Annotated in this window: 25 protein-coding genes and 2 pseudogenes; 18 read left to right on the top strand and 9 right to left on the bottom strand. The window is 56.1% G+C overall.

What is annotated here, in order from left to right:
• The first annotated feature begins 86 nt into the window (after positions 1-86).
• The 3 genes from fdhD (at position 87) to QFX16_RS01285 (ending at position 4014) form a co-directional block, all read left to right on the top strand.
• Positions 87-926, top strand: coding sequence for a formate dehydrogenase accessory sulfurtransferase FdhD (gene fdhD / locus QFX16_RS01295; protein ID WP_283182522.1), 840 nt, complete (start codon positions 87-89; stop codon positions 924-926).
• On the top strand, positions 923-3271 hold the full coding sequence (locus QFX16_RS01290; RefSeq protein WP_283182521.1) for an FdhF/YdeP family oxidoreductase: 2349 nt from the start codon (positions 923-925) through the stop codon (positions 3269-3271). The genes fdhD and QFX16_RS01290 overlap by 4 nt, the downstream gene beginning before the upstream one ends.
• Positions 3272-3528: 257 nt before the next feature.
• Positions 3529-4014, top strand: a complete 486-nt coding sequence (locus QFX16_RS01285; RefSeq protein WP_283182520.1) for a glycine zipper domain-containing protein — start codon at positions 3529-3531, stop codon at positions 4012-4014.
• A 70-nt stretch (positions 4015-4084) separates the two neighbouring features.
• Here QFX16_RS01285 and QFX16_RS01280 read toward each other — a convergent pair whose 3' ends face one another.
• The 4 genes from QFX16_RS01280 to QFX16_RS01265 all read right to left on the bottom strand — a co-directional run bounded on the left by QFX16_RS01280 (position 4085) and on the right by QFX16_RS01265 (position 8471).
• Positions 4085-4504, bottom strand: a complete 420-nt coding sequence (locus QFX16_RS01280) for an acyl-CoA thioesterase (protein WP_283182519.1) — start codon at positions 4502-4504, stop codon at positions 4085-4087.
• Between the two features lie 72 nt (positions 4505-4576).
• Positions 4577-5803 carry a 3-hydroxyacyl-CoA dehydrogenase gene (locus QFX16_RS01275; RefSeq protein WP_283182518.1) on the bottom strand — a complete coding sequence of 409 codons (1227 nt, stop codon included), beginning with the start codon at positions 5801-5803 and terminating at the stop codon, positions 4577-4579.
• A 102-nt stretch (positions 5804-5905) separates the two neighbouring features.
• On the bottom strand, positions 5906-7840 hold the full coding sequence (locus QFX16_RS01270) for a RecQ family ATP-dependent DNA helicase (RefSeq protein ID WP_283182517.1): 1935 nt from the start codon (positions 7838-7840) through the stop codon (positions 5906-5908).
• Positions 7841-7967: 127 nt separating this feature from the next.
• Positions 7968-8471, bottom strand: a complete 504-nt coding sequence (locus tag QFX16_RS01265) for a polysaccharide deacetylase (protein ID WP_283182516.1) — start codon at positions 8469-8471, stop codon at positions 7968-7970.
• 309 nt (positions 8472-8780) lie between these two features.
• On the opposite strand from QFX16_RS01265, the gene QFX16_RS01260 reads away from it, so the two are divergent.
• The 11 genes and pseudogenes from QFX16_RS01260 to QFX16_RS01210 all read left to right on the top strand — a co-directional run bounded on the left by QFX16_RS01260 (position 8781) and on the right by QFX16_RS01210 (position 16933).
• Positions 8781-9059, top strand: coding sequence for a hypothetical protein (locus tag QFX16_RS01260; RefSeq protein ID WP_283182515.1), 279 nt, complete (start codon positions 8781-8783; stop codon positions 9057-9059).
• A 467-nt stretch (positions 9060-9526) separates the two neighbouring features.
• A complete protein-coding gene (locus tag QFX16_RS01255) occupies positions 9527-9823 on the top strand; it encodes a hypothetical protein (protein ID WP_008149304.1) in 297 nt (98 codons plus the stop codon).
• Between the two features lie 316 nt (positions 9824-10139).
• Positions 10140-10493, top strand: coding sequence for a DUF1493 family protein (locus tag QFX16_RS01250; protein ID WP_283184503.1), 354 nt, complete (start codon positions 10140-10142; stop codon positions 10491-10493).
• An 82-nt stretch (positions 10494-10575) separates the two neighbouring features.
• Positions 10576-11055, top strand: a complete 480-nt coding sequence (locus QFX16_RS01245; protein ID WP_283182514.1) for a helix-turn-helix domain-containing protein — start codon at positions 10576-10578, stop codon at positions 11053-11055.
• A 55-nt stretch (positions 11056-11110) separates the two neighbouring features.
• Positions 11111-11272: pseudogene (locus QFX16_RS29620) on the top strand (DUF1493 family protein); the annotation flags it as partial.
• Between the two features lie 43 nt (positions 11273-11315).
• Positions 11316-12170, top strand: a complete 855-nt coding sequence (locus tag QFX16_RS01235; RefSeq protein WP_283184501.1) for a DMT family transporter — start codon at positions 11316-11318, stop codon at positions 12168-12170.
• Between the two features lie 118 nt (positions 12171-12288).
• Positions 12289-13620 (top strand): IS4 family transposase, encoded by a 1332-nt coding sequence (locus QFX16_RS01230; protein ID WP_283182513.1) that lies wholly within the window; start codon positions 12289-12291, stop codon positions 13618-13620.
• Between the two features lie 472 nt (positions 13621-14092).
• Positions 14093-14545 (top strand): TIR domain-containing protein, encoded by a 453-nt coding sequence (locus tag QFX16_RS01225; protein ID WP_283182512.1) that lies wholly within the window; start codon positions 14093-14095, stop codon positions 14543-14545.
• 4 nt (positions 14546-14549) lie between these two features.
• Positions 14550-15122: an Nmad2 family putative nucleotide modification protein gene (locus QFX16_RS01220; RefSeq protein WP_283182511.1), complete on the top strand. Its 573-nt coding sequence runs from the start codon at positions 14550-14552 to the stop codon at positions 15120-15122.
• Between the two features lie 27 nt (positions 15123-15149).
• Entirely contained in the window at positions 15150-16268 is a 1119-nt protein-coding gene (locus QFX16_RS01215) for a nucleoside triphosphate pyrophosphohydrolase family protein (protein WP_283182510.1), read from the top strand.
• A 2-nt stretch (positions 16269-16270) separates the two neighbouring features.
• On the top strand, positions 16271-16933 hold the full coding sequence (locus QFX16_RS01210) for a uracil-DNA glycosylase (RefSeq protein ID WP_283182509.1): 663 nt from the start codon (positions 16271-16273) through the stop codon (positions 16931-16933).
• A gap of 99 nt (positions 16934-17032) precedes the next feature.
• Here QFX16_RS01210 and QFX16_RS01205 read toward each other — a convergent pair whose 3' ends face one another.
• Both QFX16_RS01205 and hslO read right to left on the bottom strand, forming a co-directional pair.
• On the bottom strand, positions 17033-18574 hold the full coding sequence (locus QFX16_RS01205) for a phosphoenolpyruvate carboxykinase (RefSeq protein WP_283182508.1): 1542 nt from the start codon (positions 18572-18574) through the stop codon (positions 17033-17035).
• 181 nt (positions 18575-18755) lie between these two features.
• Positions 18756-19658: an Hsp33 family molecular chaperone HslO gene (gene hslO / locus QFX16_RS01200; RefSeq protein ID WP_283182507.1), complete on the bottom strand. Its 903-nt coding sequence runs from the start codon at positions 19656-19658 to the stop codon at positions 18756-18758.
• A 104-nt stretch (positions 19659-19762) separates the two neighbouring features.
• Between hslO and QFX16_RS01195 the strand changes: the two are divergent.
• A pseudogene (locus QFX16_RS01195) lies at positions 19763-20003 on the top strand (phosphatase PAP2 family protein); the annotation flags it as partial.
• Positions 20004-20169: 166 nt separating this feature from the next.
• Here the strand turns inward: QFX16_RS01195 and QFX16_RS01190 are convergent.
• A complete protein-coding gene (locus QFX16_RS01190) occupies positions 20170-20577 on the bottom strand; it encodes an RNA-binding S4 domain-containing protein (RefSeq protein WP_283182506.1) in 408 nt (135 codons plus the stop codon).
• A 116-nt stretch (positions 20578-20693) separates the two neighbouring features.
• On the opposite strand from QFX16_RS01190, the gene rimA reads away from it, so the two are divergent.
• The 3 genes from rimA to rimK are packed head-to-tail and all read left to right on the top strand — an operon-like array spanning position 20694 to position 22871.
• Positions 20694-21473 carry a S6 modification regulatory phosphodiesterase RimA gene (gene rimA / locus QFX16_RS01185; RefSeq protein WP_283182505.1) on the top strand — a complete coding sequence of 260 codons (780 nt, stop codon included), beginning with the start codon at positions 20694-20696 and terminating at the stop codon, positions 21471-21473.
• Positions 21474-21489: 16 nt separating this feature from the next.
• Positions 21490-21969, top strand: a complete 480-nt coding sequence (rimB, locus tag QFX16_RS01180; RefSeq protein WP_008149289.1) for a retropepsin-like aspartic endopeptidase RimB — start codon at positions 21490-21492, stop codon at positions 21967-21969.
• Positions 21966-22871: a 30S ribosomal protein S6--L-glutamate ligase gene (gene rimK, locus QFX16_RS01175; protein ID WP_283182504.1), complete on the top strand. Its 906-nt coding sequence runs from the start codon at positions 21966-21968 to the stop codon at positions 22869-22871. The genes rimB and rimK overlap by 4 nt, the downstream gene beginning before the upstream one ends.
• A 40-nt stretch (positions 22872-22911) precedes the next feature.
• On the opposite strand, the gene QFX16_RS01170 is transcribed toward rimK, so the two are convergent.
• On the bottom strand, positions 22912-24225 hold the full coding sequence (locus QFX16_RS01170) for an ATP-binding protein (protein WP_283182503.1): 1314 nt from the start codon (positions 24223-24225) through the stop codon (positions 22912-22914).
• Positions 24226-24340: 115 nt separating this feature from the next.
• Positions 24341-25081, bottom strand: a complete 741-nt coding sequence (gene ompR, locus QFX16_RS01165) for an osmolarity response regulator transcription factor OmpR (protein ID WP_027922237.1) — start codon at positions 25079-25081, stop codon at positions 24341-24343.
• Between the last annotated feature and the right edge of the window lie 63 nt (positions 25082-25144).

Below are 25144 nucleotides of genomic sequence, written 5' to 3'. Positions count from 1 at the left end.
ATCTATCGGTAGATCAGTATTAGCGATTAGACGCGACAAGTTGACGCGCCTAGGCTTAAAGCAGCCTAAACCGTCGGTGATACCTCATGAACGCCAAGCACCCTGTCTGCGCGGCGCCAGCCCTCGAAACGCCAGCGCCCGCCGCAAGCCAGACGTACAGTTACTGCGACCTTCAAGACACCGAATCGGCCAGCACCGCGCTGGCCGAAGAAGTCGCGTTGGCGATTGCTTACAACGGCATCAGCCAGGCGGTCATGTTGGTGACACCGACCGATCTTGAAGACTTCATCGTCGGCTTCAGCCTCGGCAGCGGCATCATCGAAGACGCTTCCGACATTTATGACCTGCAACTCAGCGGCTCGGGTTCAGCGCAATACGCGCAAGTAACCATCGCCAACCGCGCCTTCTGGAACCTCAAGCAACAGCGCCGGCAAATGGCTGGCACCAGCGGTTGCGGGCTCTGCGGTGTGGAAGCGGTGGAACAGGCATTGCCAGACCTCAAGGTGTTGCCCGGCGCACCCTTGCCCCCCGCCGAATGGCTCGATGGTTTGCGTCAGCGCATCGGTGCGTTCCAGCCTCTTGGCCAGTACTCCGGCGCGGTGCACGCCGCCGTGTTTATGAACAGTCAGGGCCAATTGCTACTGGGCCGCGAAGACATCGGCCGACACAATGCCCTCGACAAACTGATTGGCGGACTGATCCGTCAGAAGATCCCGACCACCGGTGGGCTGGCGATTGTCACCAGCCGTTGCAGCCTCGAATTGATCCAGAAAGTGTTGCGCGCAGGTATCCAGACCCTGGTCAGCCTGTCGTCGCCCACGGGCCTCGCCGTGCAATGGGCCCGTCGCCACAACCTCAATCTCATCCACCTGCCGCAGCAAAGTGCGCCGCGGGTCTACAGCCCTGCGACGGAGAACCAAGCGTGAGTCAACATCGTCAAGCCGACCAGAAACCCGTCCCCCGCTACAAGCCCTACAAAGGCCCAGCCGGTGGCTGGGGCGCGCTAGCCAGCGTTGCCCGGGCCTGGTTAACCAGCGACAACGCGCTGAAAAACCTGCGCATGATGCTCAAAACCAACAAGAACGGCGGGTTCGACTGCCCCGGTTGCGCCTGGGGCGATTCCAATGAAGCCGGCATGGTGGCGTTCTGCGAGAACGGCGCCAAAGCGGTGAACTGGGAAGCGACCAAACGCCGTGTCGACGGTGCGTTCTTTGCCAAACACAGTGTCAGTTCGTTGCTGGAACAGAGCGACTACTGGCTCGAATATCAGGGCCGTCTGACCGAGCCAATGAGCTACGACGCCGAGACCGATCGCTACAAACCGATCAGCTGGGAAGCGGCTTTCGCCTTGATCGGCAAACACCTGCAAGGCCTGTCGAGCCCGGATCAGGCCGAGTTCTACACCTCGGGCCGCGCCAGCAACGAAGCGGCGTACCTGTATCAATTGTTCGTGCGTGCCTACGGCACCAATAACTTCCCCGATTGCTCGAACATGTGCCACGAGGCCAGCGGTGTGGCCATGGCGCAAAGTGTCGGCGTCGGCAAAGGCACCGTCACCTTCGACGACTTCGAACACGCCGACGCGATTTTTGTCTGGGGTCAGAACCCTGGCACCAACCACCCACGGATGCTCGAACCGTTGCGCGAAGCGGTGAAACGCGGCGCTCAGGTGGTCTGCATCAACCCGTTGAAGGAGCGCGGCCTGGAACGCTTCCAGCACCCGCAACACCCGATCGAAATGCTCACCAACGGCGACAAGCCGACCAACACCGCGTATTTCCGTCCGGCATTGGGCGGCGACATGGCGATCATGCGCGGCATGGCCAAGTTCCTGCTGCAGTGGGAGCGTGACGCACAGAAGGCGGGTGAGCCTGCCGTATTCGACCACGACTTCCTCAATGAACACAGTGTCAACGTGCTGGAATACCTGGGCATCGTCGACGACACCTCGTGGGAGCAGATCGTCGAACAATCCGGACTGACGCTGGTTGAAATCGAGCAAGCGGCGCGGATGTACGCCAAAGGCAAGAACGTGATCATGTGCTGGGCGATGGGCATCACACAGCATCGCCATTCGGTGGCGACCATTCAGGAAATCGCCAACCTGATGTTGCTGCGCGGCAACATCGGCCGGCCCGGCGCCGGTCTGTGCCCGGTGCGCGGCCACAGTAACGTGCAGGGTGACCGGACCATGGGCATCAACGAGCGTCCGCCCGTGGCGTTCCTCGATTCCCTGGAGCGTCGCTTCAAGTTCAAGGTGCCGCGTGAAAACGGTCACAACGTGGTCGAGGCGATCCATGCCATGGCCGACGGCCGCGCGAAAGTCTTTATCGGGCTGGGCGGCAACTTCGCCCAAGCCACCCCGGACAGCTCACGGACCTTCCAGGCCCTGAGCAACTGCGACCTGACCGTGCAAATCAGCACCAAGCTCAACCGCAGCCATTTGGCGCACGGTAAAGACGCGTTGATCCTGCCGTGCCTGGGCCGCACCGACATCGACATCCAGACCGAAGGCCCGCAGGCGGTGACCGTCGAAGACTCGTTCAGCATGGTTCACGCCTCCAACGGCCAGTTGCAGCCGCTGTCGAACCAGATGCGCTCTGAGCCGTCGATCATTGCCGGCATCGCCGCCGCGACCCTGGGCAGCAAACCGGTGGACTGGAACTGGCTGGTGGCCGATTACCGGCGCATCCGTGACCTGATCGCCGACACCATTGCGGGTTTCAAGGACTTCAACGAGAAGATCCAGAACCCGGGCGGGTTCTACCTCGGCAACAGCGCCGGTGCTCGCCGCTGGAATACTGCGTCGGGGCGCGCTAATTTCCGTCCGAACATCCTGCCTAAAGATCTGGTGCACGAACGCACTCGCGCCACCGGCGTATTGCCGGACCTTATCATGCAGTCGATGCGCTCTCACGATCAGTACAACACCACGATTTATGGGCTTGATGACCGCTATCGCGGCGTGAAAGGTCAGCGTGATGTGTTGTTCGTCAACGAAGCCGACATCATTCGCCTGGGGTTCAAGCCGGGGCAGAAGGCTGACATCGTTTCGATCTGGGATGATGGTCGTGAGCGTCGGGTGAAGGGCTTCACGCTGCTTGCGTTTGATATTCCTGCCGGGCAAGCGGCGGCTTACTACCCGGAAGTGAACCCGCTGGTGCCGCTGGAAAGCATCGGGGATGGCAGCCATACGCCGACATCGAAATTTGTGGCGATCCGGTTGGAAGCGGCGAGTGAAACCGGGTTGATTTTGGCGAAGTCGGCTTAACGCGGCGATCCGACGATGACGGAAGCATATTCAGCGAATCTTCCGGATCAATCACTTTCCAAACGCCCACAAAAAAGGCCGTTTTGCATGAAAACGGCCTATCCGAAGTAGCTAAAGACCGGCGAAAAACACTTAAGTTCCGGCTAAAAAACAGTAACTTATAGAAATGTGCTCAAGTCGTGTTACTCGTCGGATTTCGATTGTCACGACCATGACACAGCCTCAGGATCGCGCCGTCATCCCCTTGAGGTTCCTCTATGAAGTTCTCCTCGATTCTCTTGTTGTCCCTTGGCCTGGTCAGTGGCTTCGCTTCTGCCGGCGGCACCACCGAAGCAGGTGTGGGCGGCGCATTGGGCGGGGTTCTGGGCTCGGTCGTCGGTCAGTCATTAGGCGGCAATACAGGTTCCACCATTGGCGCGGCCCTGGGCGGCGCGGGTGGTAGTGCTGTTGGCGCAGACAAACGCAGCCGTGGCGAAGCCGCCATTGGCGGTGCGTTGGGCGCAGCAGGCGGTAACGTGGTCGGTCGCAGCATGGGCGGCACCACCGGCAGCCTGATCGGCTCCGCAGCAGGCGGCGGTGCCGGTGGCGCGCTGGGTAACTACATGGGCAACAAGAGCGATGACGATGATGATCGTCGCTCCTATCGTCGTGGTCATGATGATCGTCGCTACTACCGTGACGGACATCGGGGTCGCGGCCATGCCTACGGCCATCGCAAGCATAAACATCGCCATGACGACTGAGGCTTGAATCGCCTCGTTTACCGGTAGATCAAAAAAATCGCAGCTCAAGGGCTGCGATTTTTTTTGCCTGTCAAACCACCAACCGCTGCAGCGCCCCGCGCAACCCGGCAGGAATCGCCACCGGCTGATTAGAGGCCCGATCCACAAACACATGCACAAAGCGCCCTGCCGCGCAGGCTTCGTCTTCCCCGACCTTGAACACCGCCAGCTCGTATTGCACCGAACTGTTGCCCAACTTGCCCACCCGCAAACCGATTTCTATCCGGTCAGGGAAGGCAAGGGAAGCGAAGTAATCGCAGGCCGAACTCACCACAAAGCCAACTACTTCGCCATCATGGATATCCAGACCGCCGGCTTCGATCAGGTAAGTGTTCACTGCCGTGTCGAAGAAGCTGTAGTAGGTGACGTTGTTGACATGACCATAGGCGTCGTTGTCGTGCCAACGGGTGGTGATGGGTTGGAAGTGGAGATAGTCGGTGCGTTGATTCATGGGTGCTTCCCGTTTCGAATGATCGGGCTGCATTCCCACGCAGAGCGTGGGAACGATCACCCGCCGTAGAGTCTACCGATCCGCAAACCCTTTACCCACTGTCGCCAGCTCCCCGATCAATCGAGCCGGTGTCCACTGATCACCTTGCTTGGTTTCCAGCTGCAACAATCGCTGATGAATATCCACCAACCCCTGTTGGTCCGCCCAAGCCATCGGCCCGCCCTTGTCCGCCGGGAAGCCGTAGCCATTGAGGTACACCAGATCGATGTCGTGCGCCGATTCGGCAATCCCTTCCTGAAGAATCTTCGCCCCCTCGTTCACCAGTGCCAGCAAGCAGCGCTCCAGAATCTCCTCAGGACCGATCTCGCGACGCTGGAAGCCCAACCCTTCGCTGACCTTCAGCACCAGCGCATCGACTTCAACATCGTGCTCAGCCTGGCGACTGCCCGGCTCATAGTGGTAATAGCCATTGCCACTCTTCTGACCGAAACGACCCAACTCGCACAGACGATTGTCCACCTGAACCTCAGGCGCATCCTGCCCTTTACCGGCCAACTGCCGAGCGCGCCACTCCAGATCGATGCCGACCACGTCGTACATGCGGAACGGCCCCATGGCGAAGCCAAAACCTTGCAGTGCCGCATCGACCTGATAGGGATAAGCGCCTTCGAGCAACATCTTGCGCGCTTCGAGCACATACGGATGCAGCATGCGGTTGCTGATGAAACCATGGCAGTTGCCCGACACCACACTAACCTTGCCCATGCGTTTGCCCAGTGCCAGAGCAGCCTCAAGCACCACCGGTAAAGTCTGGGCACCGCGAACGATTTCCAGCAGTTTCATGATGTGCGCCGGGCTGAAGAAGTGCAGGCCCAGGACCTGTTGCGGACGGCGAGTAGCCGCAGAGATGGCATCGATATCCAGCGCCGAGGTATTGCTGGCCAAAATCGCTTCAGGTTTGAGCAGACCGTCCAGTTCACAGAAGATTTTCTGCTTGAGCTCGAGGTTTTCGTACACCGCTTCGATCACCAGATCGACATCGCAGATCGCCGCGTAGTCAGCAGCCGCCGTTACCCGCGCTATGCGAGCGTCCGCTTCGGCCTGATCGATCCGTCCCTGACGCACGTTGTGGGCGTAGGTGTCCGCCACGGCAGCCAGCGCCTGTTCAAGCATCTGTGGATTGTTATCGACCCACTGCACCGGGACGCCGGCGTTGGCCAGGCACATGACAATGCCACGGCCCATGGTGCCGGCGCCAATGACGGCGGCGCGCTGAATATTGAACGGTGTCTGGCTCATGGTTGTTCTCTTGTTGGCGATCCAAAGACAGCCTTCACCATAGTCAGCCACCGCGCATTTTTGAAATTTATTCCTGTGATGAGCAACATTCAGCGAATGGATCTACGCCGGCAAATGCGCCTCGGCCCACGTCCGGACTTCGGCATATGGATAATCCTCCAGCGCCGCAAACCCGGGAATTGACCGTGCCTTGAGCTTGGTGAACAGCGGCACGCCGATGCCGCATAAAAACCGCGTCACACGTTCCGCCGACGGCGTGTTGCCGGTGTACTGCTCATGCCTGTGGATAAAATCACCGCACAACGCATCGAAGTTTTTATCCACAAGCGCCGGTAATTCCGGTGGCGTCGGCAACCGCGCCACATCCCCGTGACACACCGAACAATGCCCGCACTGCTGCGGCGCATTTTCATCGCCGAAGTACTCGGCCAGGCGATAACCCAGGCAATGGTCCGTGGCGAACAGATCCAGCATGGCGTGAATCCGCGCGATCTCGGTGCGCTCGTGCCGGGTGAAGTAGGCGTGTAGCTCGGCACTCAGGGCCTGGCTGTTGAAGTCCGTTTGCAGCAGGCTGTAGACCTCGGTCATTTGCTTGCTTTCAAGCTCGACCCAGCCCTTTTCCTGGAAATAATCCAGAGCCTTCACCACCCGATTACGCTCGGCCTGATGCTGCTGATACAGCGCATCGAAATTCACCGTGGCCCAGGTCCTTGCGCGGCTCGAGGTCTGGATGATCGCCGCGACGAAGTCCTTGCGCTCACCCTCGAAGCGGGCCAGCAAAGCCTCGGGCTCCTGCAAGTACTTGAAGCGATATTCGGCGTAATAAGCGTAACGCGGGGCGATGATCCCGCGCAGTTCCAACTGCACCAGCAAGGTCTTGAGCGGCAATTGGCGGATGTTGCTTTGATCCGCCAACGGCCCCAACAGAAACTCCCACTGCCCCTCGGGCGCGGCGGCCTGCAACTCGTCGAGCACAAAGCGGATGCCATCCAGCTCAGGCGTATCGCCGTAGACGAAGTTTTCCAGCACGTTGAGGCTGTCGCGGTTGGCCAATACCAGGCAGTCGGACGGCTGCCCGTCACGCCCGGCGCGGCCGATTTCCTGGCTGTAGTTTTCGATGGATTTGGGCAGGTCAAAATGCACTACGTTGCGGATGTCGCTCTTGTCGATGCCCATGCCGAACGCGATGGTGGCAACGATGCAATTGGACTGCCCGCCCATGAATCGGCGCTGGATTGCTTCGCGCTGTTCGTGGGGCAAACCGGCGTGATACGCCTCGGCCTGAATACCGTTGCGGGTCAGATGTTCGGCAATGTGCTCGGCGGTTTTCTGCAGGGTGACGTAGACAATGCTCGGCTGGTCGGGACGCTGGCTCATCCATTCGACAAGGCGTCGGCGTTTGTCCTGACCGCGCACCGGTTCCACTAACAGATTGAGGTTCGGCCGATAGAAACCGGTGGTTACTACGTCTTCGGGGGCGATGGCGAACTTGGCCTCCATGTCAGCGATCACCTTGGGTGTCGCGGTGGCGGTCAGCAGCAGCGCCTGAGGGATGTTGAACTGACGCTGATAGTCGGGGAGCTTGAGGTAGTCGGGGCGAAAGTTGTGGCCCCACTCCGAGATGCAGTGCGCCTCATCCACCACCAGCAGCGAGATCGGCACCTGCTGCAAGAAATTGCGGAAACGCTCGTTCTTCAGGCGCTCCACGGAGATCATCAAAATCTTCAGCTCGCCAGACTTGGCCCGAGCCATCACATCGCTGGCGTCATCGCGGCTCTGGGCCGAATCGATACTGCCCGCCGCAATGCCGTGGCGCTGAAGGAACGCCAACTGATCCTGCATCAACGCCAGCAGCGGCGAGACCACCAGCGTCAGGTGCGGCAGCAGCAAGGCTGGCAATTGATAACACAGGGACTTGCCCGAGCCGGTGGGGAAAATCGCCGCCGCCGAACGCCCGGCCAACACCGCGCTGACCGCCGCTTCCTGGCCGGGCCGAAACTGTGGATAACCGAAAACCTGTTCCAGGGTGTTGTGCATAAGCTGTCACTCCGTTGACCGCTGCCATGCCAAAAGCCTAGCCGGCGATCGCAGCAAGTCGAGAAAAGGTCGGGGACCAAAACGATACGGGATGATACAGCTTCGAACGATCGTCAGCAGACGATGGCTAAGGCACCAACACCGCCACTCGCAGCTGCTCATTAAGCGCCTGCTCGTGAAACACCTGGCTCTTGCTCGCCCAAATGGCATGGGCCGGGCTGATTTCGCCGGTGAAGGCTGCCGCCAACTGACGCAAATCAGCGACGCTTCGCACGCGGGGGCAGAAGGGTTCACCGTCGCAGTTCTGACTGGCGCTGCGGTAGGTGATCAGCAACCGGTCCCACAGCCCGTCACGCACCTGCCTGACCGACTTGAGCTTCACATCCCGCACGCCCAGTCGTTGTTTCAGGCTCTGTTCGTCCAGCGCTTCGCTGGTCAGCAATGCCTTGCCGAACATCAGCACTTCAGCACGGAAAGCGGTGTCCATGCTCGCCTGACTGGTCAGCGCATCCGGCCAACCGGTGCGTTCCATATTGGCCAGGACCATCGAGTGACCGGCGTCAGCAGCATCTGCTGCGCGACAAATCCCGGCCCACAGCAACAAAATCGAGGCCATACGTAGCCATTGCATACTTAATTCCCTTTAAGCGTTGGACGGACGTTTCGAAACGTCCTACTGATTCTGGCGCGCACCATGCAGAGGTTTGTTGCGCTGCGCCTGACAAACCCGTAGGAAATTTGCCGTCTAAGGGTTTAGGCGTAAAAACCTTCGGGAGACGCGTAGGTTCGGTCCGAAAAGGCAGGTAAAACCCTACAAACCCTGTCCATCGAAGCCGTATTGCCGCGCGGCGCCGTGCCCTTCTATAGTCTGCGGCGCGGCTGAAAACAGTGACTCGGCCTGCCGGGAGCCACCTCCCGATTTCGCACAGGACGAACCCCGATGTTTACAGAACGCTATCGCCCGCTCAAATCCCGCTACAGCGACACCCCCGTGTTGGTCATCGATACAGAAGCCGACCCTCACGAAATCCTCGACGCCGCCCGCCAACGCATCCGCGCCGCCAGTGAACTGCTCGAAACGCTGTATTGCCTGTGCTTCAAACAGGCGGATGCGAGTGATATTCCCAACATCGTCAACGCGCTGTATCTGCTGACTCAGGATGGCAATGAATTGCTTGAAGTCGCACGGCAACGACTACCGAAACTCACCACTGATTAATGCCCCTACCAACATCCACTGTGGGAGTGAGCCTGCTCGCGATGAACGATAACGCGGTATGCCTGATAAAAATAAAAATGCCCGACACCAACAACCGCTCGAAAAAGCGAGAGAAATTGCGGAAGGCATAAGTCCGTAGGCAACGCCCTATCAAAGCTTCATCCCGGTCCTACAACAGAAGGCACCTTGTCGACTATCGCCGGCCGGCGACTCGCACCTATAGTTGGACTGTCGCTGCCAAATCAGCGTCTCGGGCTTGGTCACCCGAATAGAGAACTCATTTCGCTTCCGTTGTATGCTGCGGCACCTCAAGTGCCTGCACGCTATATGGTGGCTGTGTTCGGGACGCCTCAGGGCGTACCGGCAAAGTGAGTTCTCACCGGTTTGACCAACCCGAACACAGTCCGCCTCCCATCGCTTGGTCACGATGGTGGTGGTTTCTCCTGATGCACTTGAGAATTCTCACTATGAATAAGTTGAACCCATTCCCCGATCGCTACCGCCCACTCCAAACCAACCTCACCGATTCCCCGCCCCTGATCATCGACACAGAGGCCAATCCGCAAGACATCCTCGAAGCCGCCCTCCAGCGTATCCGAGCCTCCAGCGACCTACTCAAAACCCTACATTGCCAATGCTTCAAAAACGGTGACGTGGAAGACATCCCGCATATCACCCACGCCCTCTACCTGTTGACTCAGGACGGCTGCGACCTACTGAAAGTCGCCCAACAACGCATGATGGGCTGGAAAGCACCAACCTGACGCCGAGCGAAGATCGTTCCCACGCTCTGCGTGGGAACGCCTCAAGGGACGCTCCGCGTTCCAGCTCTAGAAAGGGACGCAGAGCGTCCCGGGCTGCATTCCCGCGCAGAGCTTTGGAACGACCAAAACCCGGGGGATAACCTTGAGCACATTTTTTGATGAGCTGTTGGAAAGCGTGCAACAAATGAACGCGATCGTACAAGGTGAGCGCCAGCCTTCCCGCGAATTCCATGTTCGCAGCTCTGATCGACATCCAACGCATCGCAAAATCAGGCTTAATCCGTCTCACGAAATGCCCCTAAACAGAAGACGCCCCATGAACCTTGCCCCCAACTTCCCCGACGACCACGCCATGCACCTGCTCATGCAGCTGCTGCACGAAGAACTCGGTCTCCCCGAACGCAAAACCATCAGCCTCACCACCTCGATCAATTTTGACCTGGGCTGCGACGGCGCTGATGCGCGAAACCTGATGGAAGCCTTGGAAGAACAGTTTGGAATCGACTTCATCGACTACGACGCTTATCGCTACTTCCAGCCGGAAGGGTTCGATGTGCATCTCAAGCGCAGGACAAAGGGTCGCGGCGACAAAGTTCCGCTGACCATCGGTATGCTTTACCAAGCGGTCAAGGTGCAGAGCTGGGATACACAGGAACTGGAAAGCCAATAAAGCAGAAGCTGCGACTGAAAATGCCCGCGTAACTGCAATTATTCTGGCGCTATCACTTTAGAAGTGAAGGAATATTAGCTGCATGGCTAGAAAGACAGCGCCATTGCTTCCTCGTACTAAACGACTGCTTACCGAGTTCGGCGAACGTCTGAAACTGGCCCGTTTACGTCGAAGGCTGACCGCTAAAATGGTGGCAGAGCGGGCCGGCATGTCTGTCATGACCTTGCGTGCACTGGAGTCGGGTGGTGCAGGGGTGACGATGGGGGCGTACCTGTCAGTGATGCATGTATTGAGTTTGGAGCAAGACCTGAACAAGGTTGCCGAATTCGACGAGATGGGACGCCGATTACAGGACGCTCAGTTAAGTCGAGCCCCAAGTCAAAAAACCAAAAAACCCAGGCACGAACAAGGCACAACTGCCGCCAAGCCATCCGGCTCACAGACAAGCAGCGTTACTCGTGAGTCGTATCTCGATGGATTCGATCCTCACGACTTCTCGCTGAATACCTACTCAATGTCCGCTTTATTTACTAGAAAAAAGAAGTTTGAACCCAACATCTAGCGATGTTAGATCGCCTGTGGGCGTGCATGTGTCTAACACCAGGAAACCTCTCCCCATCGATTACGACACCTATCGCTACTTCCAACCGGGAGGCTACGATGCGTTCCTCAAACGCAGAGCCAAGGGACGTGGTGACAAACTGCCACTAACCATCGCAACGCTCTACCAGGCCATCAAGGCCCAACGCTGGGACACTCAGATGCTGGAAAGCCTCTAACGTCCTCAGCGCACACCTATAAGGACATAGCGTGGACGTATTGATGGGTTTGCTTGCTGCCTTGCTTTGGGGCGGCACGGATTTTCTGGTGGGTTTGAACGCCCGCGCGGTCGGCGTTAAGCGCGCGGTGTATTTCGGTCAGGCACTGGGCTTCAGCATCATGAGCGTGTTGCTGATCGCCTTTCCTGCCTTCATTCTCAAATCAATGTCGGCATCGCTCGATGTCTGGCTGATCGGCATTGTCGCCGCTGTGTTGACCGTGTCCGGAGCTTTGGCCTTGTCCAAGGCGTTCGCCTTGGGCAAGGCCTCTATCGTCGCGCCGTTGGTGACCTCTTACGGCGTGGTCACCACGTTGCTGTCCTGGGCGGGCGGTGAACAGATCAGCCTGATCCAACTGCTGTGCATCGCGCTGTGCGTGGTCGGGGTCATCCTTTCCAGCATCCACTCTGACTCAAAACTTCCACACAGCACTCAAGCCAGCAGTTCGATTGCCTATGCACTGTTGGCGGCTGTTTTTTATGGCACCAGTTTCTGGCTGCAAGGCCGCTTCGTTCTACCGGTGCTTGGGCCGGTGACAATGCTTTGGCTGGCCTATCTGGTTGGGCTGACTGTGTTGGTTGTGATGGTGTTGAAGATCAAGGACGGCTTGAACATTCCGCCGTTGAAAAACTGTATGACGTTAACAGGCGCCAGCCTGATGAACCTCGGTGGGTTCTCGTCATTTGCTTGGGGCGCAGTAGCTGGGTCAGTTTCAGTGGTGACCGTGATTAGCACCTTGTCGGGCGGGATTGCGGCAATTTTTGGCTATGTTTTTTTCAAGGAGCGAATGGCCAAGGTGCAAGTGTTGGGCGTTGTTTTGGTCTTGGTCGGCGCGTTTATTTTGCACCTGAAAACCTGAGGCGAGCGCCCACAAAAAAGCCGCCTCAGGGGGTAATGCCGATCAGTTAAGCCCTCTTGCTTGACCTTTGGCCGCAAGAAATCAAAATCCGATGCCTGTACTGGCATCGGATTTTTTTATGCGTCTCGCTCGGGCCCTAGAACTGACCCACAATATCGCCTCCACCCCTAACTCAATCGAGGGACTGGATTCTTTACTCGATCCATCTTTGGTCGAGCAGGCACTTGAACAGGCCGGCGTGGCGACCCTGCGCAAGCGGCGTTTGCCGCTGGAAATGATGCTTTGGTGCGTGATCTCCATGGCGTTCTTTCGACGCATGTCGGCCTGGGATGTGGTCAGCCGCATGAACATCATGCTGCCGGGACAACGTCCGCTGGTGGCGCCCAGCGCCGTAGTCCAGGCCCGTCAGCGATTAGGCAGCGAAGCTGTACGACAAGTCTTCCATCTGACTCAGAAAAGTTGGCATGAGGCCGTGGATCACCCAACTTGGGCCGGTTTGCGCTTACTGGGTGTCGACGGCGTCGTCTGGCGAACACCCGATACCCCCGAAAACCGTGCGCGTTACGACTCCGCCAGCAACCAGCATGGCGACACTGGTTTTCCTCAGGTGCGCATGGTCTGCCAAATGGAGTTGACCAGCCACATGCTGATCGGCAGCGCGTTGGATGGCTATCGCAGCAACGAAATGAAACTGGCGGAGCAACTGATCGAAACCACGCCCGATCACTCGCTGACGCTGTTCGATCGCGGTTTTTACTCCTTGGGTTTGCTGCATCAGTGGCAGCAAGCAGGCATCGAGCGGCATTGGCTGATGCCTCTGCGCAAAGGTGCGCAGTACGAAGTGATTCAGCGCTTGGGGCGCCAGGACGCTGTGGTCTCGTTGAGCACTTCGCCGCAGGCCCGCACGCAATGGCCGGGGCTGCCGGAGCGCCTGACCGCGCGATTGCTGAGCAAAACCGTCAAGGGCAAGGTTTGTCAGATCCTGACGTCGATGGCCGACCCGCTGCGCTTTCCATCCGACGAGATCGTCGAGCTGTACAGCCAGCGATGGGAGATCGAACTAGGGTTTCGGGAGATGAAACAGACGCTGCTCAACAGCAGTTATACGCTGCGCAGCAAGACGCCCGAGATGATCGAGCAAGAGTTGTGGGGTGTGTTGCTGGGCTACAACTTGTTGCGCTATCAGATGGTGGAAATGAGCCGTCATTGTCCGGGTATTAACCCGTGCGAAATGAGCTTTACCGCGTGTACTTGGGCAATTTTAGGGTTTATCAACAGCGTTTCGGCCGACCGTTCCGGGAACATCCCCAAATATCTGGCCGAGCTGCACGCCTCTGCCCCGCATTATGTTCTGCCGCATCGACGGGAAGAGCGCATTTATCCCCGCGCCATAAGGCTCAAATCACCGAAATATCCGATCAGAAAGAAAAATGCCAGTCAGCTTAACTGACTGGCATTAGCCTCAGGGGGCGGCTTTTTCATTTCTCATACCACTGAATAAATCTAAAAAACTTTAATTTGTTTGCAATTCTTATGACGGACTCAAGCCGCTGAATCGTTCGACCTAAGAAATTACTCTGAGCCAACAAAAGGGCTTGAGACGAAAGTATTACGTTATTTGTTCATCGACTACTGGCGAATCAACATCAAACGAGCTTAACTGAGTTGAGTTGAAGTGCTGAATTCAAAACGACGCCTCTTGAAAGCGCGGTTGATTAGCCAAGGAACGGTAAAACCTATGCGAGTGAAGCTCATCCAAAACTGCCTATATAGCACTGCCTCTTACAATTTCACTAGTAATACCCCGCGCGCTGTCAATTATCTAAACATAACAATATTTTATTCGTCTAACGCAAAAAAACCATTTGACCTTCAACATTTAAAACTAACACCAACGACACCTAAAACCAATAGAGAATGAGATGAAATACACTACCGCACTAATAGCTTACTCAGGTGCTCATCACACCGAACATAACAAGATCCTTGCTGATCTACAGCACGAAAAAATAGATCAGAGAAACATAGATCTACCGTTAGCAGAGGGTGCACATTGTACGATAATCGAAGAGATCGATAATGAGATCAAGCTCATTGACCTCCTCATAGTTTACTTATCAAAACAAACAAAAGACCATCCATGCATGAACTACTGCATAGAAAGCGCCAACAAAAAGAACATAAGAATTATTGGTATTTGGCTAGATGATGCCGAACCTCAAGACTTGGGGGCGTGCATGGACCAATTGGGGGATGGCGTATGTGTATATGATGAGAACTTCATAGATAATATTATGAGTGAAACTCCTACATGGACTAATCCAGACGGCACGCCGCCAACAAAAAGAAAAATAAATAAACACATATGCGGTTGATATTATGAATATTTTTTCCTACGTTGTAGCCAGAGACTTCGGATTCGCTCCAAACCCGTTTGGAGGGTATTGCACGCTTGCCACCTGTAAACCACCAATAAGAGAGAGGGCCGAGGTAGGAGATATAATTATTGGAACGCGAGCATCTCCAAAAAATAATGAGATAGTCTATTTCATGGAAGTATCAGAGGTTTCAAACTTCCAACAATACTGGGAAGATCCACGCTTCAGAGTAAAGCGCCCTAATATGTTTGGCAGCAAAAAACAAGCCTTCGGAGACAACATATATCACTTTGAAGGTAACGACGTTATACAGGAAGACTCGCATCACACCCTTAATGATGGTACGCCCTGCCGTGAAAACATCAAAACAGATTTAAAGAGCAGAAATGTTCTCATAGGTGAGCGCTATGCCTATTGGGGTAAGTCTTCACTAGCTATTCCACCAGAACTATCAAATATAATAAAAAGAGGACCCGGGTTCAAACGACATTTTCCTGAATCCTTTAAATCAGATGTAAGAGACTGGTTATTAAGTCTCGACCAAGGATATTTCGGCCCTCCAATTTCCTGGTAGCGCAAAAGAAAGTTTAAAGGAGTAAACATGAGCAAAGAAATTGACTTCACGCTACACGAGTACTCATTGCGAATCAGGAAAACTGACAAACTTAAAGATATAAAACTATTGTTATTTGGTCTATATGGCGAAGTAGGCAGCATATTAACCACTGCTAAAAAACATAAAAGAGATGGCATGGCCTTTCATTATCAACGAGCCATCACGGAAGAATTAGGTGATGCTTTTTGGTATTTAGCGCGTATAACTGATGAATTAGGGTATAGGCTAGACCAGCTAATACCTGCATCATTTAAAACTCGAAAAACTACAACACTTTTCCCAACTGATCACCCTGACGGCCCTATCGCACATCTAACAACTTTCCCAAACCCCAAGTTCAGAACGGCCCTTCGCAATCTTGGAAAATCTGCTGCAAATATTCTGAAGTGCCAAACCAAATCAAAAAAAAACAAAAACCTGTTAAAAGGGTTCTTCAATGCCTATCTCAAAACAGTAAGAGCATCAAAAATAGGCTTTTCCGAAATACTCCGCTACAACCTAGATAAAACTGAAGGGCGCTTCTTGAAGCCAAAACGTAAAACGCTAAGGAGCTTTGACGAAAAATTCTCTAAAGATGAACAGATACCGACGAAATTTAAAATAGAAATATCCGAACGTAGCAACGGGAAAAGCTATTTAAAATGGCACAACGTATTTATCGGAGACCCTTTGACCGATAATATAAAAGACCCTGACGGCTATAGATTTCATGATGTGTTCCACATGGCGAACGCTGCAATCCTCAATTGGTCTCCAACTTTTAGATCACTTATAAAACATAAAAGAAAAAGCGATCCAAAAGCTGACGAGATACAAGACGGAGGAAGAGCAATTGTTATTGAAGAAGGTCTCACAGCTTGGATATTTTCAATTGCGAAAGAATCGAATTTCTTTAAAAACCAAGATAGGTTATCCTTCGACGTCCTAAAAAACATCCAGCAATTTGTTTCTGGCTACGAAGTCGAAAAATGCCCTTTAAAATTGTGGGAAAGGGCCATTCTAGACGGCTACAAGGTATTTAGAAAAATGAAAAAGAACAAAGGCGGAATAATTATAGGGGATCGAAAAAAACGAACCATTAGCTATAAGCCACTGAGGAAATAGATATGACCCCTTCAAACTTCGTTAACTCACTCAGTTCGCTGAAGCTGGACAACACATTTAATCCATATTCTGATTTTTGCGAAAAGTTTGACAAGCCAAATGCTCCAATCGAGCGCAGAGAGTCGTTGCTTAAGATAATTGAAGCAGCATCTAAAGTCGAAGTAGACTCCATATGGATTGGTCGAGATCTCGGATATCGCGGCGGACGCCGTACTGGTTTAGCGCTAACTGACGACGTCAATATAGATAGTCATGCTCATCGGTGGGGTTTGGATATTCCTAGGGTAACGAATGGTTCCCCCGTCGCAGAAAGAACCGCAGCTGTTATCTGGAGCGCCCTAAGCAAGATTAAGGAGAATATTTTTCTTTGGAATGTTTTCCCCCTTCATCCACACGAAAGTGGTGATCCTTTTTCGAACAGAACGCACAATACGTCAGAACGCAAAATTGGCGAAGAGCTTTTAAATGATCTTATAATTACATTAAGGCCACGCAGAATTATAGCAATTGGTAACGATGCAGCAGCTTCTGCCGAAAGACTAACAAGCAATATTGACATTTTTAAGTTTAGACATCCTAGTTATGGCGGGCAGAATATTTTTCTCGCGCAGATTGAAGACCTTTATAAAATCAGTATCGGCCAAAAACAAAACTCTCTTTTTTAATATTTAACGATTACGTAAAAACCTATTAAAGAAACCGACAATAATCCCACAAAAAAGCCGCCCCAAATGGGCGGCTTTTTCATTCGCTAAATCCAAGCCTTACAGCTTAGGCCCAGCAGCCTTGATCGCGTCGCTCACTTCAAACTTCTTGAAGTTCTCAACAAACAACCCAGCCAACGCTTTAGCCGCTTCATCGTAAGCAGCCTTGTCAGCCCAGGTGTTACGTGGGTTCAACAGGCCAGTCTCAACGCCCGGTACGGCCAGTGGCACGTCGAGGTTGATGGTGTCGAGGTGTTCGGTTTCAGCACCGATCAACGCGCCGCTCTGGATCGCTGCGATCACGCCGCGAGTGGTCGGGATGTTGAAGCGTTTGCCGACGCCGTAGCCGCCGCCGGTCCAGCCGGTGTTGACCAGGTAGACCTTGGAGCCGAAGCCGCGGATGCGTTTGATCAGCAGTTCTGCGTATTCGCCGGCCGGACGCGGGAAGAACGGTGCGCCGAAGCAGGTGGAGAAGGTCGACTTGATGCCGCTGCCGGAACCCATTTCGGTCGAGCCCACCAGTGCGGTGTAGCCGGACAGGAAGTGGTAGGCCGCTTGTTCTTCGCTGAGGATCGAGACTGGCGGCAGCACGCCGGTCAGGTCGCAAGTCAGGAAGATCACAGCGTTTGGCTCGCCACCGAGGTTTTTCTCGGAACGCTTGGCAACGTGCTCCAGCGGGTAGGCGGCGCGGCTGTTCTGGGTCAGGCTGACATCGTCGTAATCGGCGTGCTTGGCGTCATCGATAACGACGTTTTCCAGGACTGCGCCGTGCTTGATGGCTTTCCAGATGACCGGCTCGTTCTTCTCGGACAGGTCGATGCACTTGGCGTAGCAGCCGCCTTCGATGTTGAAGACAACGCCTTCGCCCCAGCCGTGCTCGTCGTCACCGATCAGGTAACGGCTTTCATCGGCGGACAGGGTGGTCTTGCCGGTGCCGGACAGACCGAAGAACAGGGTCACGTCGCCCGCTTCGCCGATGTTGGCGGCGCAGTGCATTGGCAGCACGTCGGCAGCCGGCAGCAGGAAGTTCTGCACCGAGAACATGGCTTTCTTCATTTCACCGGCGTAACGCATGCCGGCGATCAGCACTTTCTTCTGAGCGAAGTTGAGGATCACGCAACCGTCGGAGTTGGTGCCGTCACGCTCTGGCACGCACTCGAAGTTGGCAACGTTGAGCACTTGCCACTCATCACGGCCAGCCGGGTTGTACTTTTCCGGGTTGATGAACAGGCAACGACCGAACAGGTTCTGCCAGGCAGTCTGGGTGGTCATCTTCACGGCCAGGTAGTGGTCTTCGGACGCACCTACATGCACGTGGGAAACAAAATGCTCTTGCGCGTTGTTGAACGCCTCAACGCGAGCCCACAGGGCATCGAACTTGTCGGCCGGGAACTTGCGGTTGATCGGGCCCCAGGCGATGGCGGCTTGGGTGGTCGGCTCTTCAACGATGAAACGATCGACTGGCGAGCGGCCGGTGCGGTGACCGGTGCGAACAACCAGCGCGCCGGTATCGGCAAGCTCGCCTTCACCGCGACTCAGGGCTTCTTTTACCAGATCATCAACACTCAGATCGGTGTACACGGCGTTATTGGCTTGCGTCATGAGGTTCCCCGTCGGCCATTGGCCGAGTGTGCTCCAAACGTTTTGTAGTAGAAAGTCGTGCACTACTACCGCGAAAAAAGTGGGCCGGATTATGCCAGAAAAGCCCAAAAATAGTAGGGCCCTCCCGTCGTAACGGCGTTATTCCGGCACAAACCAGTGAATTTACCTGCGCTGAACCGTTTTAGTGACGGGTATCTGACGGCGTATCAACACCCGCGCCGGCGAATAATTGAGCGATATCGGCGGCGTCGAACAGGTAGCGCTCGTTGCAAAACTGGCAATCAATCTCAATGTTGCCGCCATGTTCGATCACGAGTGACTGGGCATCTTCCAGACCCAAACTGACCAGCGCATTGGCAGAACGTTCGCGGGAGCAGCTGCAACGGAAGCGTAGTTTCTGCACATCGAAAAGACGAACCTGCTCTTCGTGGTAGAGACGATGGAGGATGGTTTCGTTGTCCAGGCTCAGCAATTCATCGGCGGTCAGGGTGCTGCCCAGCGCGGTGATGTGCTGCCAGCTGGCGGCGCGTTCTTCTTCGTCTTTCAAACGATCAGCAGGCAGTTGTTGCAACAACAGGCCACGGGCGCGACGACCATCGGCGTACAACCAGAAACGCGTACCGACTTGTTGGGACATCACGAAGTAGTTAGTGAAGCACTCCGACAGGGTTTCGCCATCGAGGTCGACGATGCCCTGGTAACGCTGGCCCTGGGTCGGGTCGACGGTCAACGCCAATACGCCGTTGGGCATCAGGTCGGCGAGGGTCGCATCCGGCGCGATCTGCTCGGCTTCGTATCGGGCCAGGCCACGGATTTCGCGCTCGCTGGAGCACTCGATCATCAGCAGCGGAATCGGGCCTTCGGAACGGGCCTGGAGAATCAGCAAGCCATCGAACTTCAAAGTGCCGACCAACAACGATGCCGCCGCCATCAGCTCGCCGAGCAGTTGTGCAACCGGCTCCGGGTAAGGGTGTTTAGCGAGGACTTCGGCGTAGCTACGCTCCAACCCGACCAGCTCGCCGCGGGTGTCGCTGTCATCGAAGATGAAGCGTTGGGTGTAGTCGGTATCCGGTAAATCGGTCATAGGTCTGGGTATCTGAAGTAATGACAAAATGAATTCAAACAGTGAGAAATTGCGCCTCTGCGGCACCACTCGGGTGCGCAATGTTCAGCCGTGAGCCGCATTTTATGAACAATCCGGGTTTGTTCCAAGCAAGGTGGAATGTACGCCGGTTGGCTTATGCAATTTTTTGCCTCTGGTACTGCTGGCCTTTTGGTTATGGCCTACAGATCAGAGGCTGTGTTTGGTTTTCGACGAGTGGCGCTTTCACCCATCCAACGCGCTGCTGGCGATTAACCCGATATGGCTACACGTTTGGGCAATTGCAAGTCTGCGTCCCTCAATGCGGTGGTTGGGGTGATTCCGCTGTTTATCCGCATGTTGTTCGCCAAATTCGCCTGCCAGGCGAGTGCTGCGCGCTCGTTCGCGAGCAAGCCCGCACACATTAAACCGAGTCGCCGGGGAGTACGCGGTCAACTGTGGGTGCGGGCTTGCTCGCGAAGGCTGCTTCACAGGCAACACAGAAGCAACTGACTTACTCGTCGTTGCTGCTTCCACGAAACTTGAACAAATCCCGTCGCTGCTTCTTGCTCGGCTTGCCATCGGTGCTCACGCCCAGCGAACCAGCCTTGCGCATGGCCGCAGCCGCCTCGCGCTTGGCGATGCTGGCGTCGGTTTCAGCGTAGAGCGCCTGAGCCTCCGGTGCGCCACGGCGTACGATCGACAGCGCCTGAACCACCACTGTGCGTTCCTCGAACCCTGCGCGAATCTGAAACTCGTCGCCGATCCTCGGTTCCTTGCCCGGTTTGCAGCGCTCGCCCCGGCAATGCACCTTGCCGCTTTCTATCGCCGCTTTGGCCAAGGCGCGTGTTTTATAAAAACGCGCGGCCCACAACCATTTATCGAGACGAATCTTGTCGTCCTCTTCCTGTTTTTGTGCCACTTGAATTCCTCTTTTAGCCCATAGTCGGAACTGTACTACCGTTTCTGTCGGGCGCAAGAACTCGGCCCTCCAGATAGAATGTCGACTTGGCCGGCTCACCGGCATGGAGTGATTGAGTGACTATATTTCCGTCTTCATTGACCTCGCCCAAGGGAGGTTGCCAGGGTTGCCAGCAAAGCGAGCCTTTAGGCTTCGATTTTACCTTTGCCTACCAACCGATCGTCGATTTGCGAGATCAGTCGATTTTCGCCCATGAGGCGCTCGTGCGCGGTGTAAAGGGTGAGGGTGCACTGTCGGTTCTCGATCAGATCACCGAGGACAACCGCTACCGCTTCGACCAGCTCTGTCGGACCCGAGCCATTGAAGGCGCGGCGAATCTAGGGATGCAGACGCATCTGTCGATCAACTTCATGCCCAACGCCGTGTACCGCCCGGAACTGTGTATTCAAAGCACGCTGGAAGCAGCGAAAAAACACAACTTCCCCATCGACCGGCTGATTTTCGAAACCCTGGAAAGTCAGCACGTAGATAACTATCGCCATTTGACCAATATTCTGCGTGAATACCGCGAATTCGGCTTCAAGACCGCCATCGACGATTTCGGCGCGGGCTACTCGGGGCTCAATCTGCTGGCTGATTTCCAACCGGACCTGATCAAACTCGACATGGCACTGATCCGCGATGTCGACCGCGATCGTGTTCGTCAGGCTATCGTTCGAGGGATTGTCACAATCTGTGCGGAGCTGAACGTTACAGTCATTGCCGAAGGGATCGAAAGCGCCGGAGAACGGGATTTCCTGGCGGACTGTGGAATTTTTCTGATGCAGGGTTACTGGTTCGCCAAGCCCGCATTCAAAGCGTTGGCCCAGGTAACACCTGGGGCCTGGACGCGTTAATCGCCGGTTTTTCCTATTGAAGACATTTGACCATTTGACCGTTGTCGGTCTGCGCGAGTGGGTGGCGCTCCCGGATTTGGGAGTCGCGGGCCTGCGCGCAAAAATCGACACCGGCGCCAGCACCTCCAGCCTGCATGCCACCGATATCGAACCGTTCGAGCGCGACGGGGAGCAGTGGGTGCGCTTTACTGCTCACTTGGGCACGGTGGTGCAACTGCGTCACCGGCGCTGCGAAGCACCCCTGGTGACGATGAAAACCATCAAAAGCTCTAACGGCCACGCGCAGATGCGTTACGTGGTCAGCACCACCCTGGCCCTCGGTGATCGGGTCTGGCGGGTCGAGTTCACCCTCGCCTGCCGCAAGTCCATGCGTTATCGCCTGTTACTCGGTTCCAAAGCCTTGATCGACGGCCAGTTGGTGGTCAACCCGGGCATTAAGTACGTACAAGACAAGCCGGTGTTCCCGGTATCTACCTCCTCCACAGGTGTTGCATGAAGATCGCTGTGCTGTCGCGGAACCCACGTCTGTATTCCACTCGTCGTCTGGTCGAAGCCGGTACCGAGCGTGGCCATGAAATGGTGGTGATCGACACCCTGCGCGCCTACATGAACATCGCCAGCCACAAGCCGCAGATCCACTACCGCGGCAAGCCGCTGGAGGGTTTCGATGCGGTAATCCCGCGGATTGGCGCGTCGGTGACGTTTTATGGCTGCGCGGTGTTGCGTCAGTTCGAAATGATGGGGGTGTTCCCGCTCAATGAATCGGTGGCCATCGCCCGCTCGCGGGACAAACTACGTTCGCTGCAATTGCTGTCGCGCCGAGGAATCGGTTTGCCGGTCACCGGTTTTGCGCACTCCCCGGATGACATTCCCGACTTGATCGAGATGGTCAACGGTGCGCCGCTGGTGATCAAGGTGCTGGAAGGCACTCAGGGCATCGGCGTCGTGCTGTGTGAAACGGCGACGGCGGCGGAGTCGGTGATCGAGGCGTTCATGGGCCTGAAGCAGAACATCATGGTTCAGGAATACATCAAGGAGGCCGGCGGGGCGGACATTCGCTGCTTCGTGGTGGGCGACAAGGTGATCGCGGCGATGAAACGCCAGGCGAAGCCTGGGGAGTTTCGCTCCAACCTGCATCGCGGCGGCAGTGCCAGCCTGATCAAGATCACACCGGAAGAACGCATGACGGCGTTGCGTGCGGCGAAGGTCATGGGGTTGGCGGTCGCTGGTGTGGATATCCTGCGTTCCAATCACGGGCCGCTGGTGATGGAAGTGAACTCCTCGCCGGGACTTGAAGGGATTGAAACCACCACCAGCAAGGACGTGGCGGGGATCATCATCGAGCATCTTGAGAAGAATGGTGGGCCGAATATGACGCGGACCAAAGGCAAGGGTTGACACACTGATCGTTCCCACGCGCTGCGTGGGAACGATCGGGTTAGACGGCATCCCGCGGCAGCATCAACCCAAGCGGCAATCGCACTCGCGCTTCCAGCCCACCACCAGACCGATTGCGCAGTTCAACATTCCCGCCGTGCATCGAAGCAATCCGCTTCACGATCGCCAAGCCCAACCCGGTCCCCTTCCCGCCACGGGCTCGGTCACCCCGAGTAAACGGGTTGAAAATAGCCTCCAGCTCAGACGGATCAATCCCCGCCCCACGGTCCATGACACTCAGCACCACATACGGCGCGCTGGTATCGCCGGACACATAAGCCGCCACTTCGACACCGCTGCCGGCGTGATGCAAGGCGTTGCCAATCAGGTTGTTCAACAGCCGCTTCATCGACACCCGACGCAACGGAAACGGCTGAATCGGCTCCAGGCGCAGGCGCACTTTCTCTTCGTTCTGGTTGTACGGCGCCGCGACTTCGCGCACCAGATCGCTCAGGTCCACCTCTTCCACCGACTCGTCGCGACCATCGCGAATGAACGCCAGGAACTGGTCGAGAATCGCGTCCATGTCTTCGATATCGCGGACCATGTCGTCGGTCAGATCGCTGTGGTCGCCCATGAGTTCCAGAGATAGCCGTAACCGGGTCAACGGTGTGCGCAGGTCGTGGGACACCCCGGCCAGCATCAATTCGCGCTCACGCCCCGCCTGTTCGACGTCTTCCGCCATCTGGTTGAAGGCGCGGTAAACCTCGGTCATTTCACTCGGCGTATCGCTGATCGGCAGACGCACGCTGCGGCCCTGGCCGAGTTGCCTCGCGGCATAGACCAGACGTTTCAATGGTTGATTGAGCTGACTGACGAAGATCCACGCCGAGGCGGTGGACAGCAGTCCGATCGCGAGAAACCAGCCGAGTACGTTCCAGATTTTCTGGCCGCGCAATGGATGCGGGTAAAGCGGCACTTTCAGCCAGCCATCGCCCAGGCTAGGCGCCCGAACCCACAGGGCCGGCGGCGAGTGCATGCGTAATCGCACTTCGGTGTCGTCACCCAGCTCCGCTTGCATCTGCCGCTGATAGATCTCGCTGTAAGGCCAATGTTGCTCGCCTTCCGGCACACCAGCGCCCACTACCCGGATCAGGGTCGCGGCATCGGCAATCTTCGTGCGGTTTTCTTCATCGGCCGCCCAATAAGCGCGCAGCGTCAGGGCGACGCCGTGGCTGTATTGGCGGTCCACCAGCACGTCTTCGTTCATCAACAAGTAAACCAGGGTCAGCGCCTTGGAGAACAGAACGACGATCAGCACCAGCCACAGGGTGCGGGAGAAAAAACTCTGGGGGAACCAAACGGGGGTTTTCATGGATAGCCGCTACACACTTGCAGGAGCGAGCGATGCTCGCATATTGCGGATCGCGAGTCTGCGAGCAAGGTCATCTGACCCGTTGCCCGCAAGACCCGCTCCTACAAATCGCCGTTCACTTGGTGGCGGCGCCATCCGGAACGAACACGTAACCCACGCCCCAGACAGTCTGGATGTAACGCGGTTTGGAGGGGTCGGGTTCGATCATCCGGCGCAGACGCGAGATCTGCACGTCAATGGACCGCTCCAGCGCGTCCCATTCGCGGCCACGGGCCAGGTTCATCAGCTTGTCGCGGGTCAGTGGCTGACGCGCGTTCATCACCAATGCCTTGAGTACCGCAAACTCACCAGTGGTGAGCATGTGCACTTCGTCGCCGCGCTTGAGTTCGCGGGTGGCCAGGGACAGTTCGTAGTCACCGAAGGTCACGCTTTCGTCTTCGCTGCCCGGTGCGCCCGGCACAGGAGTCGATTGACGACGCAGGACCGCTTTGACACGAGCCATCAGCTCGTCCGGGTTGAATGGTTTGGCCAGGTAATCGTCGGCACCCAGTTCCAGGCCCTTGATGCGGCTCAGCTCATCGCCCTTGGCGGTCAGCATGATGATGGGGATCTGGTTGTTCGCGGTGCGCAGGCGGCGGCAAGCGGTCAAGCCGTCTTCGCCGGGCAGCATCAGGTCGAGGACGACCAGGTTGAACACTTCACGCGCCAGCAGGCGATCCATTTGTTCCGTGTTCGGGACGGCGCGGGCGCGGTAGCCCTTGCTGACGAAAAACCGTTCCAGCAGGCTGCTCAGCCCTGGATCGTCGTCAACAATAAGAATTTTTTCGCCTTCAGCAATGTTTGCAGTGCTGCTCATTAGATGCTCCTTTGATCTCGGCGCGCATTATGGCGTAGCTGCCGTTATACGCACCGTGTGCAT

This window comes from Pseudomonas svalbardensis (assembly GCF_030053115.1).
GTDB lineage: Bacteria > Pseudomonadota > Gammaproteobacteria > Pseudomonadales > Pseudomonadaceae > Aquipseudomonas > Aquipseudomonas svalbardensis.
Note: the sequence above shows the minus strand (reverse complement) of the source record. Positions and strands in the feature narration are given on the sequence as shown.